Source organism: Verrucomicrobiia bacterium (genome assembly GCA_036405135.1).
GTDB lineage: Bacteria > Verrucomicrobiota > Verrucomicrobiia > Limisphaerales > JAEYXS01 > JAEYXS01.
Genome location: DASWYF010000002.1, coordinates 142,455 through 156,756 on the forward strand (window position 1 = coordinate 142,455; position 14,302 = coordinate 156,756).

The following is a 14,302-nucleotide window of genomic DNA, read 5'->3' on the forward strand; positions in this document are numbered from 1 at the left end:
AGCTAAAACATCTCGCTTAGCTTCAACTGATTCTTCGTGTGGCCGAATAGCACATAAGTCAGGCCGTTATCGCGCCAGCTCGCCATATCCCATTCGCCACTGTGCTCGAACTCCGGCTTGTCTTCTGCCGGACGATTCCGCACCGCTTTTTCATCTAAAACTAGCAGATGAACTTCTTCGAACTTGTTGCCGACGGTCGTGTTGAAGCAGATCAAGGTGACCTTGTTGCCTTTCCAATCGAAGACCCGACAACCCAAGCTGGGCTTGCCGCCTAGTTTTGCAGGCAACGAGAACTGGCGGTGACCACCATGCACGGCGAGCCACTCGCGAACGGCTTCGTGATCCTTGCTGCTCATATCAAGCTTGTTCAAGGAATCGAGGAACACCATGCCGTCCTGCTTGAAATCAGCAAATGAGGGGGAACTGCGATGCTGGAGCAGGAAGGGGACTGCAAGGAGCATGAGCATGGCTGCTACAGACGCTATGAGCGTTGCGGGTCGCCGCCACCAAATGGGAGCCTGAATAACTTTCTGCCCGGCGAGAATGCTGGCACGGAGGTCTGCTGGCACGAGATTGGAGCGTAGTTTCGCACTCACAGCATGATCGATTGCTTGCTGTTCCTCAAACCACGCCTTGAGTTCTGCATCTTGCTCCACGAGCTTCAGTGCCTCGGCGAAGTATGGATCGGAGGCGTCGGCGCCACTGGGCCGGTATGCTTGGAGGATGAGTTTGGCTTCGTTCTTATCCACGTGATTTCGCCTCCTTTCGGGCTTCGCTCAGGGGAATGATTTTATGTGATTGGCGTTGATTGCCTTCGCAGAGGGATTGACGTAGCTGCGTCTTACCACGACTCAAACGGGACATGACGGTGCCGATGGGGATGTCCAACTGTTCGGCGATTTCCTGATACGAAAAGTCTTCGAGGTAAAAGAGCATGAGTGGCGCGCGATACACTTCATCCACCTGCAGGAGCGAATCTATCACAGTGTTGCCATCGAGATCGTTGATGACGGTGGGTGAAATGGATGGGAGTTCATGATCCACTTCTGCCATCTCGTGATGGGGAAAACGCGTTTCACGCCGCCGGCTGCCTAGAAATTCCCGGTGCAGGGTGGTGAAGAGCCAGGACTTGGCTTTAGTGCGATCGCGGAGTTGGTGACCTTTGGTGGCCCAAAGATAAAATGTCTGCTGGGTCAGATCGCAGGAGGCCGCCTCACTGCGCGTCAGACTCAGGGCAAAGCGGTAGAGCGCTTCGTAATGCAAATTTACGAGTTGCTCAAATTCCGCGTTTTCCATGTGGTTGGGAGCGGTGGGCAGGGGCTTTATTCCCAAAACATTACCAGACTGAGTAAATTCGTAAAACGGTGTTTACGACGATTTGCTCTTTTGCGGGGTCCAGCGATGGTAGGATTCTTTCAACGGCGAAAGGGAGGGATAGGCCGCTTTTAATTCGGATAACTTCATTATGACCCAAGGCTTGGTCTCGTGTCCTCCATTCTTCGTGTATACAAAATCAGCCGCCAGATAGACTGCGACATGGACAGTCCGGCCGTTTTCGTTCTTCAAAACCAGTATGTCTCCGTATCTTGGAGTTCCTTGCACGACATCATGATACTGGGTGATTGCCTTTTCAAATTCAGCAGGATGAACAAAGCGGTCATCTGAGGTACGGTTGAAAAAGTTTAATGACGTCCAGGTGCAATTGGACGGGGGGGTGGCTGAGTCCACTCGCATCGCCGGATAAGTGTTCAACAAGCTGCGGGGCAACGGGGGCAGTATGCTGGCGATGGGCATGTAGGCCTCCTGTTTGTCAGCCAAGCTCGATTTGAGTTTGCTTTTGACCCTTTCCGAGCGATGCCATTCCCCCCAATAGGCGGCCAAGGCCGAGATGTCGGTTTTTTTGTTCAACTTGATCCTGACCTCACAATAAGGAAGACGAGAAAGCACGGTGACCAACTCCGCCCGTTCCTCGGGAGAATTGAGAAACTCATCCAAAAGATCGTAATCTGAGAAACAGATGGAGGTACCCCGTGGATAAGTCAGGTGCTTTATGGCACCGATAAGTTCCGGGCGAAGATCACAGTGCGCGAACCATTCCTCTTGAGCGGATGCCGGATAGCACAAAGGATAGGCAAGGGACTCATTTTGTGGGAACCTTGAAAGCCATCCATAAAAAAGCGCCCGGCTCTCCGGCTTTAAAGCCCAGCGAAATTCCTGTGACGGATGAATGATCACGCCGTCAGACTCCATCTCCATCTTGCAAGTGCCCAGCCACAGTTTCTTTTCTTCCGGAGTCAGAGGACCGGTGGCTATCAGGTCGTTAACCTTTTCTGGGGTTATTTTGGGAACGTGCCATGAGGGAGTCTGTGAGTTGGGTGCCACGTTTCGCCATTGTTCGGGCAAGGGAAGAAAAAAACGGCGGTAAAGCAGGGTTCCCCACGGACCGGTATCTGCCGTCTGCCAATCTTCCTGGAGGACTTTTCGCTCAAATGCCTCGGAGGCATCCGGACCGTCATCTTCGGATTCGGGGGCACGGCATGCCTGGCAACATAAAGCCACCAAACATAGCAGAGCATATATGGCCTGAGGACGCATCTACTACCTTGGACGATGACGCGGACTAAAAGTTACGCAAGAAAATACGAGCATTAAAAATCAGTTTTACTTATCGTTTCTGGGTTGTCTTGCGAGTGTAAAGTAATCCTCCCTGGAGAGGGTTTTGTTTGGATTCCACCGGTAGTAAACTTCGCGTTTGGGGCCAGTGAGGGAATAGGCGGCTTTCATGTCTGCGATCTTCATGATGATCCAAGGTTTGGTGGGGTGGCCGCCGTTCTTAGTATAGACGAAATCACCCGCCAGATAAACTGCGGCATGCACAGGTTGGCCGCTGGTGTTTACGAGCAGCAAGATGTCACCATATGCGGGTTTGCCTTCGACGCGGTCATGGTACCTGTTCAATGTCTCTCTGATGTAGGCGGCTTCGCTGAAACGTGGGTCTGGAGTGCGGTTAAAAAAATTGAAAGCCGTCCAGTAGCAATCGGCTTGCGGGCCGCTTGGATCTCGCGGTAGCGGAGGGAACGTGTCCAAAAGATTTCTGGGAAGCTGGGGAAGAAGTTTGGAGACAGCGATTTCTGGAGCCGGACTGGCTTCCAGGGCATTCTTGAGTTTGAGATGGACTTTGGCCGTGCGGTGCCATTCTCCCCAGTACACGGCCAAACGTCCCAAATCAGCTTGCCGGTCAAACCGTATGCGCAGTTCGCAGCAGGGCTGCCGGTGCAAGACAGCGAGCAGTTCTGCGCGTTCCTCCGGGGCGGCAATGTATTCTTCAAGCAAATCAAGGTCGGCGAAACAGACGGCATCACCTGCCGGATACAGGAAGTGCTCTATGGCTTCCGTAAGTTCCGGTCTCAGGTTGCAGCTTTGAAACCAGTTTTTCCGGGAGCTGGCCGGGTAGGAAAAAGGGAACACTTGCGCCTCGTTTTCCAGGTGTCTGGATAACCATGTATAAAGTAAGGCACGGCTCTCCGGTCGGAGCACCCAGCGGAATTCCTTGGAGGGATGGATGATCACACCGTCTCCTGCGGCTTCGATCTGGCACGTATCGCGCCATAGCTTTTTTTCCACAGCTGTCAAAGGACCCGAAGAAATGAGGTCGTTTATCTTGGCTGGGGCTATGTTGGTGAGATGCCATGCCATCTGCTCATGGCGAGCTGGTGCTTCGCACCATGGCTTAGGCAATGGCAGGAAAAAACGGCGATATTCCAATGTGCCCCACGGACCGGTTTCAGCCGAAATCCAGTTGGTATCGATCATTTGTCGCAACTGGGCGGATGGGACATCCTCGTCATCCTCCATCTCCACATTCGGAATGCCACAAGACAAACAGCAGAACGCCGCTATCAGCAATAAGAGATACGACTTGGCTTGGACAAACATCTACAAGTAATTAGACATTCGCCCGGAGAAAAAGTTTCGCTGATTTTTAAATTAAATAAAGTAATTTTATCTAATCAATTCTACGTAGGTGAGGTGATGGAAAAGTTAAAAGCATGCCGATCAAGGGCGGCTCATCTGGAATATTCCGTGATCGATTTTGCAGCGGTAAGTGGCGGTCAGATTGGTTCCGGCAATGCTGCCTTCATAATGATAAGTTCCCCCCGCCAAAAGTCCTAGGTGTTCAGATCCCTTAAAATTACAACTTTCGGCATGGTCGCATTGCACGGGCATCTCTACGGAATAACTGTAGCGGAAAACCTTCCAATAAGTGGCTTTAAAGCGGAATTCATAGCGGCCTGTCGCCTTTTCCGTCACCAAGCAGCGCAATTCGCCGGTGTGACCGCTGGGATGGCTCAGCCATGTTCCTTTCCATGGGCCTGCTGGAGTGGCTGTCCGGGCGGGAGGCTGAACCAAGGCATGGCGCCAGTCTCTTTCGAAGCTGGCACACCCGGTCAATGACAAGAGAAGCAGAACTAGTGTCAGGCTTTGCCCTGTTTTTTTCATGATATGGTTCGTGTTTTATTTGGTGGTATTCTCCAGCACCATGATGGATGGCCCCCGTTCTTCCCAAGTATCGCCCAAGAGCTGTGGGATATCTCCAAAGGAACGATTGAAGGCACCCAATACGATGTCGGCATCCCCGTCTCCATCCAAGTCGCCAGCATCCATGGTGATCCATCGACCAGAGATGCTTTCGGGAAAGGTGTAAGGTGTAAACTTCATACCGCCCCGATTTTCCAAGTAGGTGAAGGATTCTTTGAACCCTCCCAAGTAATTGGGAAAGAAGGCAATGGCGGCAATGTCCATATCCCCATCGAGATCGAAATCCTTGGCGATGGCGCGGTAAGCGCCGTAGAGAGGATAGAACCACGCTTCCTGGAATTTTCCACCCCCCTCGTTCAGATACAGCCGGATGCCGTGGTAAGGTTTGATACAGTTGCTGAACATGGCGGTGTCTCCGTTATCCCCGTTTGTCACCAAGAGGTCGGGTTTGCCGTCTTTGTTGAAATCCACCATTTCCAGGTGTGACATGCCCCAAGCGGGGTGCTTTTGTGTTATCGCTTTTTCTTCAAAACGGCCTTGGCCTTTGTTCAGAAGCAACAGGATGCTTTCGTGTGACTGGGCCATCAGTACAACGATGTCGGGCTTGCCATCGTCATCGAAATCGTGGATCGCCAACCCGACTGCTCCCGGCCGGTCCACCAGAATGTGCTCTTCATAGGTGCCGTCAGCCTTTAGTTCATACCAGGCGAAACTGCCCAAGATGTTCCCATAAGTGGCGACCACGAGGTCTTCACGTCCATCCTGGTTCAAGTCTGCGACGGCGGTTTCCACTGGACGACGCAGTTTGGACAAAAGGACCTGGGTGACGTCAGCACTGGTTTTAGCGCCGCTGTTCGGGCCTTTTAAACGGGCAACCTGGCCTTCCGCTTTGTCTGAGGGGAAGACGCTTCCAATCATGCTGGCATAGTAACCGTCGGGCCGTTGCAGCAGGTGAACGATGGGGTTGGGCATCTCCAAGGAGGCGGCCAAGCTGCCATTGGGGCGCAGAACGGCCAGGGCCTTGGTGTCGTTATCGCCGACGAACAGCAACTGCGACCGTTCGTCAATCTTTACCAAAGTAGTTACCGGACGACCGTTGCGATAGGTCGTGTCCCGTATGCGAAAATGCTTCAACTTGAGCGAGATCTGAGGTTTTTCCGGCTGGGGCAGAGGAACGAGCGGAGCCGACCCCAAGTAATAGTTATGTATGGCTTTGTAATCTGCAAAATCGATGATCGGTTCCTTGGGAACCTTGCCGGAGGCGATCACTTGGTCTCCGCCCGGCTCATTGGTCCAGACCACATTGCCGTAACCGAGCCAGTCGTTCATACGGGGCAGGATTTCGTTTGCCCATGTAAAGCGATCCGCCACGTCTGGTTCAGGAAAGAGGTGACAGGAGCCACAGACTTGCATGGCGAGCTGCCGACCGTGCTGTAAATCACCTGCTTTTTCAAAGGGGGAGGCTCCGGGATTGGCTGTCTGAGTGGGGGTGACAAGGTTTTCAGGAAGCTGTTCAGGAGAGGATTGGGGTGGCTGGCGAAATACCAACAGGTAGATGACGAGCAGGGCACCGACAATGCCCATAAGCATGGGCCCCACGGGTTTGCCTTCGGGGACGCCGGTTACAGGCGTCTCTTGTGCTGGTTCTTCATTTCCGCCGGGAATACGCATGCTTAAAAGTGAATCCTAAACGCTCGACAGGTCAAACAAAAGCGGGCGGATTGCACAGCCTTTTGGAGGTTGTTGGGATTCCTTCGTGCCCTTTGCAGTGACAAGGATAAGGGGTGTTTTCGTGGGGGAGCTTCACACCGAGAAACGGGTTTTTGCATAATCCCTTGGCAATCAGCTGGGTAAGAGTGCTTTGGCGGGTCATTGAAGGATTGTCCCCAGATAACCGGCATTTCGCCTGCTAAAAGTATAAGTATGAACAAAGCGACTTTATCGATATGGGTGACTGGGGTGGTGTCAGCGGCGGCTTTAGCTGGCCTGCAGGCACAAGTGCGACCGGGCCAACCGGTCATCACGAACAATACACCCGTGATCACCAATCAAGTGCCAGGTTTCACCAACCGGCCTCCGGGCTTTACGAACCAGATCCCGGGGTTGACGAATCGGGTGCCGGGCTTGACGAATCAGATCCCGGGCTTGACGAATCAAGTTCCTGGTTTGACGAACCGTGTGCCCGGTTTTACGAATGCCGTCCCCGGCAGGACCAATCCACCTCCGCAAACGATTCCTCCAGGACCGGCAACTCCGGGCGCACCCAAGCCGGTCCAACCGCCGCCAGCGGCTCCGGGCAATCCGAATGCACCCGCCGTGCCCAGTACTCCGGCTCCATCTGCTCCAGGTGTACCTGCCGCTCCTCGCCAATAGGTTGGGTTTATTGAAATTGAAAGCCCCATCCTGTTATTCAGGATGGGGCCAAACAATGGCGGAGAGAGGGGGATTCGAACCCCCGGTAGCGCTTTACAACGCTACAACGGTTTAGCAAACCGCCGCTTTCGACCACTCAGCCATCTCTCCGCGAAAGCATTCCAGCCAAGTTTCTTTTCGAATCGCGACCGGAGTGGGATTTATAGGGGGCAAGTCGGCAAGGGTCAAGCCGCCTGCGGAAAATATTTCGTCGGGCAGGCCATCTCGTGTTGGAGGAGTTTCAAGGGATTGAAAATTTTTGAATCTCAAGCCATGGCATGGATTAGCATGTCCTGGAAAACATACTAGTTAGAAGAGGGAGCATCCGATGTTTTTGCAGCGGTGTTTGCGGGGCCGATTTTCCGATAGAGATGCCAGGTCGCCCCAGCGTCACCGCCAAAGGTTTCGTACGATTTGTCCCATCGATAAAGGATGCCGTCCCTGATGAAGTGGGGTTTGGCTTCCTGCACGTGGCCGATGACCCAATCCACTCCGCCTGGAGGCCAGTTTTTCCACTCGTGATATACGAGTGTGATCTCCTTGGGTAAAAAATAGCGGTAGTAGGAAAGGATCATGTTGTTCCTGAAATCATGATCGCTGCCAACATGAAGTTCGGCCTTGGACGAAGTTGTGGCCATGTAAAAAACTGCATCTAGATAATTTCCACGCCCGTATTTCAAAAAGTGCTCTGTGCGCGCGGTCTGGACACAGGTGATGGCGATCAGTGCGACTGTGGCGATGATTCTTTTAGCCGATGAGCTGCGCCAGGCCAAGTCGATCTGTTCTGCCAATACGATGTAGAAAAAAGGAAAGCAGATGACGAAGAAGCGGTAGTAGATGGTGCCATTATTTTGAATGACGGATAACAGACTCGGAATGACCAGCAAAACCATCAGTCGGAACAGCCATTCATCCGAGCCTTGCCGGTAGTGGCGCGTGATATTCCAAAAAATGACGCCCAAGACAACGAGGACGCTGAACAGTGCCGGCCATCCGATATAAGGACCGCCTAAAACCATGCCGAACACTTCGAGAAACACACCCAGAACGGTCACGGTGCTACCGCCTTCATTGACAGTGTGGCGGATGTAACCCAAGTAAAGAGCCGCAGCGAATACTAAATGAGGCAGCAGAAATTTGGGCAATTTTTGGAGGCGCTGCTGATGTGTTCCGGGTTCGCGAGCTGTCCGCCATAGTATCCACACGGTAAGAGCGCCTTGGATGAAGACAAAAGTCAGGTGCCACAGGAGGCCCATGATGATGGACAGATGGAGAAGGAGGAGATAAGGGGCAGATTTTTTTTTCCAATATTGCTGCAAAGAGAAGTAGGCCAGCAAGGCGCAGAATATGGCCGGTGCATACCCTCGGGCTTCACTGGAGAAATGGATTAAAGGAAATGAGGTGGCGATCAGAAATGCGGCCAGCAATCGTGGCCGGGGCGCTCCAAAAACCGGATGTCCTGCGACGAGGGCGACAGCCGCTGAACCGCTCAACACAGCAGGCAACCGGTACCAACCCCAGTTTTCTTGAAACCCCAGAAGGTGAAGCCAGAGGGTATTGGCGAGGTGACTGTTGGTACTGGTGACTCTGGTGAATATCTCCCACCAGTTTTGTACTCCCAAGGCCAGACCGAGCGACCATATCTCGTCCTGCCAAAATCCATCGCGAATGGAGGCGATGGCCCTTACTGCGAATGCTGCGAGCACCAGCAGCAGCAGGAACTTCTTCTGGGATCGCGAAAGATCGTCGGCGGAGGGTGACTCGACTGGCGGTTCGACCTGCATTTCGATGGGAAACGTTAGGGGAAAGCAGTTGCTGTGTCCATCTGTCTCGGATCGTAGATGCCCATTTAATACCGGGTTTTTGCCTGGTTTAGCGGCTTTGTTCCTGCGCCGGGCGGTTTGCAGCGGGCTGGTTTGCCGTGCTGGAAGCCGGGCCGATATTCCTGTAGACATCCCATTTCATGCCTGCGTCTCCGCCGAAAAAAGGATAGGTGGCATCCAGGCGGTACACGATGCCATTACGGGTGAAATGAGAGCGTGTTTCGCTATGGTGGGCGATGACCCATTCCACTCCGTCTTTGGGCCAATGATTCCAATCATGGTAGACCACCGGCAGTTCTTTGGGCACAAAGTATCCGTAATAAAAAAGCATCATCTTGATGCGGAAATCGTGGTCGCTGCCGATATCCAGTTGCGTTCTTTTTGTCTGGCTCGCCATGGATAGGACAGCGCCCACGCCGTCGCCTCGTCCGTAACGCATCAGATTGGCGGTTCTGCCCACATGGAAAGTTGTGATAAGGATCAGAAAAACCGTGGCGGTGATCCGTTGCCACGAAGTGCGGTGCCAGGCAGCCATGATTTCTTCGGCGATGAGCAGGTAGAGAAAAGGGAAGCATACCAGAAAATAGCGGTAGTAGATGTAATCCGTGTTCTGGCTGGCGACGATGATGGCAGGCATCAAGAGAAGGGCGCAGGTCCGAAACACCCATTCAGGAGAACGCTGGCGCCAGAGTTTGTAGCCGTTGCAGAAGATCAGACTCAATACGATGAGGACACTAAACAGCGCCAAGGGGCCGTGATCAGGCCCGCCCAAGGCATTGCCGAAAACATTGCAGATACCATCCCATACGATCGTGGTCTTGCCACCTTCATTGGTCAGGTGGCGGATAAATATGAGATAAAATACCGCAGTGAACATCCCGAAAGGTAACAGGAGAGCGGCGGATTCCCGCAATCTTGGGCCGGTTCCTTTGATGCTATTGAAATTACGCCAGACTATCCAGAAGCCGAAGGCAGCAATGATAAAAATGAAACTCAAATGCCAGGTCAGACCGATGATGATCGAGAGATGAAAGCCGGCCAGACGGACTAATGATTTCTTCTCCCAGTATAGTTTCAGGCAAAGGTAGGCCAGTAATGCGCAAAGGGCGGCCGGCGTGTAACCGCGTGCCTCCGCTGAGTAATGGACGAAAGGGTAGGAAGCTGCCATCAGGAAAGCTCCCAGCAAACGCTGCCGTTGAGAACCGAAGATGCGATGACATGCCACCAATGCGACGGCAGCAGTTCCGCATAGAACTGCGGGCAGGCGATACCAGCCCCAATATTCCTGAAGCCCGACCAAATGCATCCACGCCGTATTGGCGGCATGACTGTTGACACTGCGAATCTTGGTGAAAGCCTCCCACCAGTGGTCCACCGCCAAGGCAAAATTTAGCGACCAGATTTCATCCAGGCAAAGACTGTCGCGGACAGAAATGATGACTCTGACCAGAAAAGACAGCAGCACCAGCCCCAAGACGATCCATTGATACAGGCCGGGTTTGATCTCTTTCTGTCTGTCGGGGGTATCTGGATCGCTCTTTGACGCCATGCGATTTACTTTAGCGGGAAGAGACAGGCAGTGTCCATGGTGGTTTGCCGCTTATTGGTAGCCGAGCATCCTTCCGCCCTGATATACGAGGAATGCCGCACTCCAAGCAAGTGCTCCCATATATGCCAGTTGGAACACCGCCCATTTCCAGCCGCCCGTCTCACGATAAACTACGGCGACTGTGCTTACGCATTGCAGGGCGTAAACGTAAAAGACCATGAGTGTAAGGCCAAGCAAGGTCGTGTAGAGCGTGGTGCCATCTTCGCGTTTTTGGTCTTGCAGGATCTCGGCGAGCTTTTGGGTGCCTTCTTCCGAATCATCTGACTCCACGTTGTAAACGGTGGACATGGTGCTGACGAACACTTCACGGGCGGCAAAGGAAGCCACAAGACCGATGCCAATCTTCCAGTCCATGCCCAAGGGTTCGATGGCTGGTTCAATGGCATGGCCCAAACGGCCAGCATAGCTGTAACGCAGCATCTCGCCTTTCTCCGTTTCGTCGATCTCCTTGAGTTTGGCTTCACGTGCTTCAGCGATGGTTTCCTCCGTTTGTGCATGGGCGAAGGTCATGGTGGGAACAGCCGCACGTTGGGCCTCGAACTCGGCGGCTTTTTCGGCGCTGCGCGGATAGGAGGAGAGGAACCACAGCAGAATGGAGATGCCAAGAATGACAGTGCCTGCGCGCGTGAGGAACAGTTTCGAGCGGTCCCACAGATGGCGCATGGTGACGCTGAAAACGGGCCGCTTGTAAGGCGGCAATTCCATGATGAGCAGCGGCGGTTCACCTTTGAGCAAGGTCTTCTTGAGCAGCCAGGCCATGATGAAAGCGGTGATGGTGCCGAGCAGATACATGCTCAACATGGTCAGGCCGCGGAGATTAAAGAAGCCAAGAACTTTGAGGTCCGGTATGCACGCAGCGATGAGCAGTGTGTAAACTGGCAGACGCGCAGAGCAACTCATCAACGGGGCCACGAGAATAGTGGCGAGTCGGTCCTTGGGGTTTTCAATCGTGCGGGTGGCCATGATGCCGGGGATCGCGCACGCATAGGAGCTGAGCATGGGGATGAAGCTCTTGCCGTGCAGGCCCACTTTGCTCATCAGCCGGTCCATCAAGAAGGCAGCACGGGACATGTAGCCGCTGTCTTCCAGCAGACCGATGAAAAGGAACAGCATGCAGATCTGTGGCAGGAAGATGACGACGGCACCGACACCGGCGATGACGCCATCACAGATCAGGCTCTGCAGATCTCCGGGAGCCATCCGGCCCTTCACCCAGTCACTCACCCAGGCAACGCCGCCATCCAAAAGATCCATCGGGATGCTGGCAAAGGTGAAGATGCTCTGGAATATAAGCCCCATGATGCCGATGAAGATCAGGAGGCCCCAGACCTTGTGGGTAAGGATGCGGTCAGCTTTGTCACTGAACGTTTCCTTGTAGAGCATCGTTTCCGTGGTCGTATCCGTATGGATATCTGCCACGGTGGCATAACGGGCTTCAATCGGGCCGCCTCGCCAGTCCACTTGCAAATCATCCAGACGTTTGCGCGCTGCTTTGATGCGTTCCGTGATCTCTGGAGGAAGATGCAGCGCTTCCGTGGAAACCTTTTCGTCCGTCAGTAACAACAGAGCTTCTGCAGTTGCAGCAGTGAAGCGGTTCTTGATGCGGTCTTCGATCTCGGCAGCGAGTTCCGCCAGTTCACGTTCCAGCGGCTGAGGCAGCACGCTGAAGCGGACCGGACGAGGGCGCACGCAACCTTCCCGGACGACTTTTACGATCGCTTCGCGCAATGCATCCAAACCTTCGTTCTTGCTGGCGACCATCGGGACCACGGGGACTCCTAGGCGCTTGGCCAGTTTCCCGGCATCGACTTCGTGGCCGTTTTCTTTGGCCACATCCACCATGTTCAGGGCTACGATGGTGGGATAACCCAGCTCGATGACTTGCGTGGCGTAGTAAAGGTTGCGCTCGAGATTCGAAGCATCGACAACAACGACTACCAGGGAAGGGGCGGGGACATCGGGCAGGCGATGGAAAAGGACATCGCGGGAAACTTCTTCATCGAGCGATTTCGGACTGAGACTGTAGGTGCCGGGCAGATCAAGCACGGTCACATCGATATCCGCAGGCGTGTGGCGCAGCTTGCCTTCCTTGCGTTCGACGGTGACACCGGCGTAGTTGCCGACTTTGGCGCGCAGACCGGTGAGCGCGTTGAAGAGGGTGGTCTTGCCGCAATTCGGATTGCCCGTGAGCGCCAAGTAGGTTGGCGCACCGGTTCGCTTGCTGTCTGGTGACGGAGTGGCTGACATGGCGATCTGTTACCTCCGGACGTCAGGCAAGACGGACCAGAATCTGTTCGGCTTCGTGTTTCCTTAAAGTGAGATGATATCCGCGCACCTTGATCTCGATAGGATCACCGAGGGGAGCGTAACGGACGATCTCCACGGGAGTGCCGGTCAACAGGCCCATCTCCATGAGACGGCCGCGGCTTTCCGGCGGGACTTGGATGGTGGCGATGGTGCCTTTGGCCCCAACGGTAAGGGACGAGAGCGGCTGGGTTTCAGCAGGCATGTCAGGCGGCGCGGGAAGTGAGGGGCTCCACGAGGATGCCCTCGGCCAGTTGAGTGCTGATGCCCAAGCGGGCATTGCAGACCAGACAGATAAGATTCGACTGGGCGCTGAGCAAGGTCACCTTTTGTTCTTCACAAAAGCCCATCTCACGCAGGCGGTTCATAACGTCGGGTGAGGCGGTCAATTGCTTGATGCGCACGCAGGTGCCCGCCTTCACTTTGTTCAGCGGACAAAGTTTTGGCGCGGCGCACTGGCCATTGACCGATACGGTCAGGGGAGACGTATTGCTCACAGCAAGGGGATTATTTCCGTAATTGAGACTTAGTTGCAAGAGGGTTTTATGCTACCCGTGATGCTGTATCCATCAGCCTGTTTTTAGATCGGCAAATGCAAGGCAGGTGTGAAGAGGGTTTCAATGAGGGAGAAAAACATTGTCGAGGCAGTTAATGTCTGTAAGTGGATTCTTTTGTCCACAACGGATTTTGAGGCTGGTCACTTCCAAAGCACTCACGATGGATAAAAAAAGACAAATGGCTCCGATTTGTTTCAGGTAAAGTGCCCACTTTACTAACCGATATGACTAGTTTCGCAAAAGCAAGAAGGCTGGCACGGGCAGTGCTTAGAAACGCGAAGATAGTTTGTAATGCCACTCAGAGTATCGGTGAAGGTTTCAGTGAGTGGGCCGATCACGGATGTAAAAAAGGTGAAATATGATTAGTAACGCTATGACCGCGCCACGGGGGTTTGAGGGTGTGATGTTGGGGGCAACATTGCAGGACCTCATCCAGATGGAATGTCTGACCTTGGCCACACGTTCGGTGAAGGTGGAAACGCAGGATAAAGTGGGGGTCATTTACTTCGCTGGCGGTCAAGTGGTGCATGCCCAGGTGGGTAGCATGGTTGGTGAAGAGGCTTTTTACGAGATGCTGCGGTGGAGAAATGGTAATTTCACTATTCAAGACGGGGTCCGTCCTACAGATGAAACCATAACGCGGCATTGGCAGGGGCTGCTTTTGGAATCTGCCTCCCGTAATGACGAAACGACTGCCCCTGATCTGCAAGTGGGTGGGGAAGTGATTCAACTTAACAAGGCTCAATTTATGCAAAGAGATCCCGTACTTGAAGTGCTGGCGGATCCGGAGGTGGTTGCTGGTATCCAGTTCAGCGAAGATGGCAGCCTTCTGGAGGCCAAGTCGGACGACGCGGAAAACCTGCAAGCCGCGTTCGCGTTCAACATCGAGCTGCTGCGCCTCATCGGCCAGAGCTTGGGGGCGGAAAACCTGAAAGAGGTGGACCTGCATGGCAGGCAGAACAAGGGCATCTGTGTGATCAATGAAAAATCGGTCGCGTGCTTTGTCACAACTCCGAAAGCCAATTTCACCCAGATCACCAAGAAACTCGTATAACTTT

The 14,302-nt window shown here is 53.7% G+C and carries 13 protein-coding genes and 1 tRNA gene; 2 read left to right on the forward strand and 12 right to left on the reverse strand.

Annotated elements, in window-relative coordinates; all coding sequences use genetic code 11:
* Positions 1 to 2: 2 nt before the first annotated feature.
* The 6 genes from VGH19_00705 to VGH19_00730 form a co-directional block, all read right to left on the reverse strand.
* Positions 3 to 749 (reverse strand): hypothetical protein, encoded by a 747-nt coding sequence (locus VGH19_00705; GenBank protein HEY1169861.1) that lies wholly within the window; start codon positions 747 to 749, stop codon positions 3 to 5.
* The gene (locus VGH19_00710) at positions 742 to 1,296 is read right to left on the reverse strand and encodes an RNA polymerase sigma factor (GenBank protein ID HEY1169862.1); all 555 of its coding nucleotides are present in this window, start codon (positions 1,294 to 1,296) and stop codon (positions 742 to 744) included. The genes VGH19_00705 and VGH19_00710 overlap by 8 nt, the downstream gene beginning before the upstream one ends.
* Positions 1,297 to 1,368: 72 nt before the next feature.
* The gene (locus tag VGH19_00715) at positions 1,369 to 2,595 is read right to left on the reverse strand and encodes a hypothetical protein (protein ID HEY1169863.1); all 1,227 of its coding nucleotides are present in this window, start codon (positions 2,593 to 2,595) and stop codon (positions 1,369 to 1,371) included.
* A gap of 66 nt (positions 2,596 to 2,661) precedes the next feature.
* Positions 2,662 to 3,936, reverse strand: coding sequence for a hypothetical protein (locus tag VGH19_00720; protein ID HEY1169864.1), 1,275 nt, complete (start codon positions 3,934 to 3,936; stop codon positions 2,662 to 2,664).
* 120 nt (positions 3,937 to 4,056) lie between these two features.
* Entirely contained in the window at positions 4,057 to 4,500 is a 444-nt protein-coding gene (locus VGH19_00725; GenBank protein ID HEY1169865.1) for a hypothetical protein, read from the reverse strand.
* 15 nt (positions 4,501 to 4,515) lie between these two features.
* On the reverse strand, positions 4,516 to 6,210 hold the full coding sequence (locus VGH19_00730; GenBank protein HEY1169866.1) for a VCBS repeat-containing protein: 1,695 nt from the start codon (positions 6,208 to 6,210) through the stop codon (positions 4,516 to 4,518).
* A 252-nt stretch (positions 6,211 to 6,462) separates the two neighbouring features.
* On the opposite strand from VGH19_00730, the gene VGH19_00735 reads away from it, so the two are divergent.
* Entirely contained in the window at positions 6,463 to 6,912 is a 450-nt protein-coding gene (locus VGH19_00735; protein ID HEY1169867.1) for a hypothetical protein, read from the forward strand.
* 56 nt (positions 6,913 to 6,968) lie between these two features.
* Here VGH19_00735 and VGH19_00740 read toward each other — a convergent pair.
* The 6 genes from VGH19_00740 to VGH19_00765 all read right to left on the reverse strand — a co-directional run bounded on the left by VGH19_00740 (position 6,969) and on the right by VGH19_00765 (position 13,184).
* Positions 6,969 to 7,062 (reverse strand) — tRNA-Ser (locus VGH19_00740).
* Between the two features lie 194 nt (positions 7,063 to 7,256).
* A complete protein-coding gene (locus tag VGH19_00745; protein ID HEY1169868.1) occupies positions 7,257 to 8,735 on the reverse strand; it encodes a hypothetical protein in 1,479 nt (492 codons plus the stop codon).
* 88 nt (positions 8,736 to 8,823) lie between these two features.
* Positions 8,824 to 10,248, reverse strand: coding sequence for a glycosyltransferase family 39 protein (locus VGH19_00750; GenBank protein HEY1169869.1), 1,425 nt, complete (start codon positions 10,246 to 10,248; stop codon positions 8,824 to 8,826).
* A 126-nt stretch (positions 10,249 to 10,374) separates the two neighbouring features.
* Entirely contained in the window at positions 10,375 to 12,630 is a 2,256-nt protein-coding gene (gene feoB / locus VGH19_00755; protein ID HEY1169870.1) for a ferrous iron transport protein B, read from the reverse strand.
* Positions 12,631 to 12,652: 22 nt separating this feature from the next.
* The gene (locus VGH19_00760) at positions 12,653 to 12,892 is read right to left on the reverse strand and encodes a FeoA family protein (protein HEY1169871.1); all 240 of its coding nucleotides are present in this window, start codon (positions 12,890 to 12,892) and stop codon (positions 12,653 to 12,655) included.
* 1 nt (position 12,893) lies between these two features.
* Positions 12,894 to 13,184 (reverse strand): ferrous iron transport protein A, encoded by a 291-nt coding sequence (locus tag VGH19_00765; GenBank protein ID HEY1169872.1) that lies wholly within the window; start codon positions 13,182 to 13,184, stop codon positions 12,894 to 12,896.
* A 433-nt stretch (positions 13,185 to 13,617) separates the two neighbouring features.
* Here VGH19_00765 and VGH19_00770 point away from each other — a divergent pair, with 433 nt between their 5' ends.
* The gene (locus VGH19_00770) at positions 13,618 to 14,298 is read left to right on the forward strand and encodes a DUF4388 domain-containing protein (protein HEY1169873.1); all 681 of its coding nucleotides are present in this window, start codon (positions 13,618 to 13,620) and stop codon (positions 14,296 to 14,298) included.
* Positions 14,299 to 14,302: the final 4 nt, after the last annotated feature.

Excerpts from the sequence above, each read along its gene's own strand:
- VGH19_00730 (HEY1169866.1), bottom strand. The coding sequence starts at position 6,210 with ATGCGTATTCCCGGCGGAAATGAAGAACCAGCACAAGAGACGCCTGTA.
- feoB (HEY1169870.1), bottom strand. The coding sequence starts at position 12,630 with ATGTCAGCCACTCCGTCACCAGACAGCAAGCGAACCGGTGCGCCAACC.
- VGH19_00715 (HEY1169863.1), bottom strand. The coding sequence starts at position 2,595 with ATGCGTCCTCAGGCCATATATGCTCTGCTATGTTTGGTGGCTTTATGT.
- VGH19_00760 (HEY1169871.1), bottom strand. The coding sequence starts at position 12,892 with ATGCCTGCTGAAACCCAGCCGCTCTCGTCCCTTACCGTTGGGGCCAAA.
- VGH19_00710 (HEY1169862.1), bottom strand. The coding sequence starts at position 1,296 with ATGGAAAACGCGGAATTTGAGCAACTCGTAAATTTGCATTACGAAGCG.
- VGH19_00720 (HEY1169864.1), bottom strand. The coding sequence starts at position 3,936 with ATGTTTGTCCAAGCCAAGTCGTATCTCTTATTGCTGATAGCGGCGTTC.
- VGH19_00735 (HEY1169867.1), top strand. The coding sequence starts at position 6,463 with ATGAACAAAGCGACTTTATCGATATGGGTGACTGGGGTGGTGTCAGCG.
- VGH19_00745 (HEY1169868.1), bottom strand. The coding sequence starts at position 8,735 with ATGCAGGTCGAACCGCCAGTCGAGTCACCCTCCGCCGACGATCTTTCG.
- VGH19_00770 (HEY1169873.1), top strand. The coding sequence starts at position 13,618 with ATGACCGCGCCACGGGGGTTTGAGGGTGTGATGTTGGGGGCAACATTG.
- VGH19_00725 (HEY1169865.1), bottom strand. The coding sequence starts at position 4,500 with ATGAAAAAAACAGGGCAAAGCCTGACACTAGTTCTGCTTCTCTTGTCA.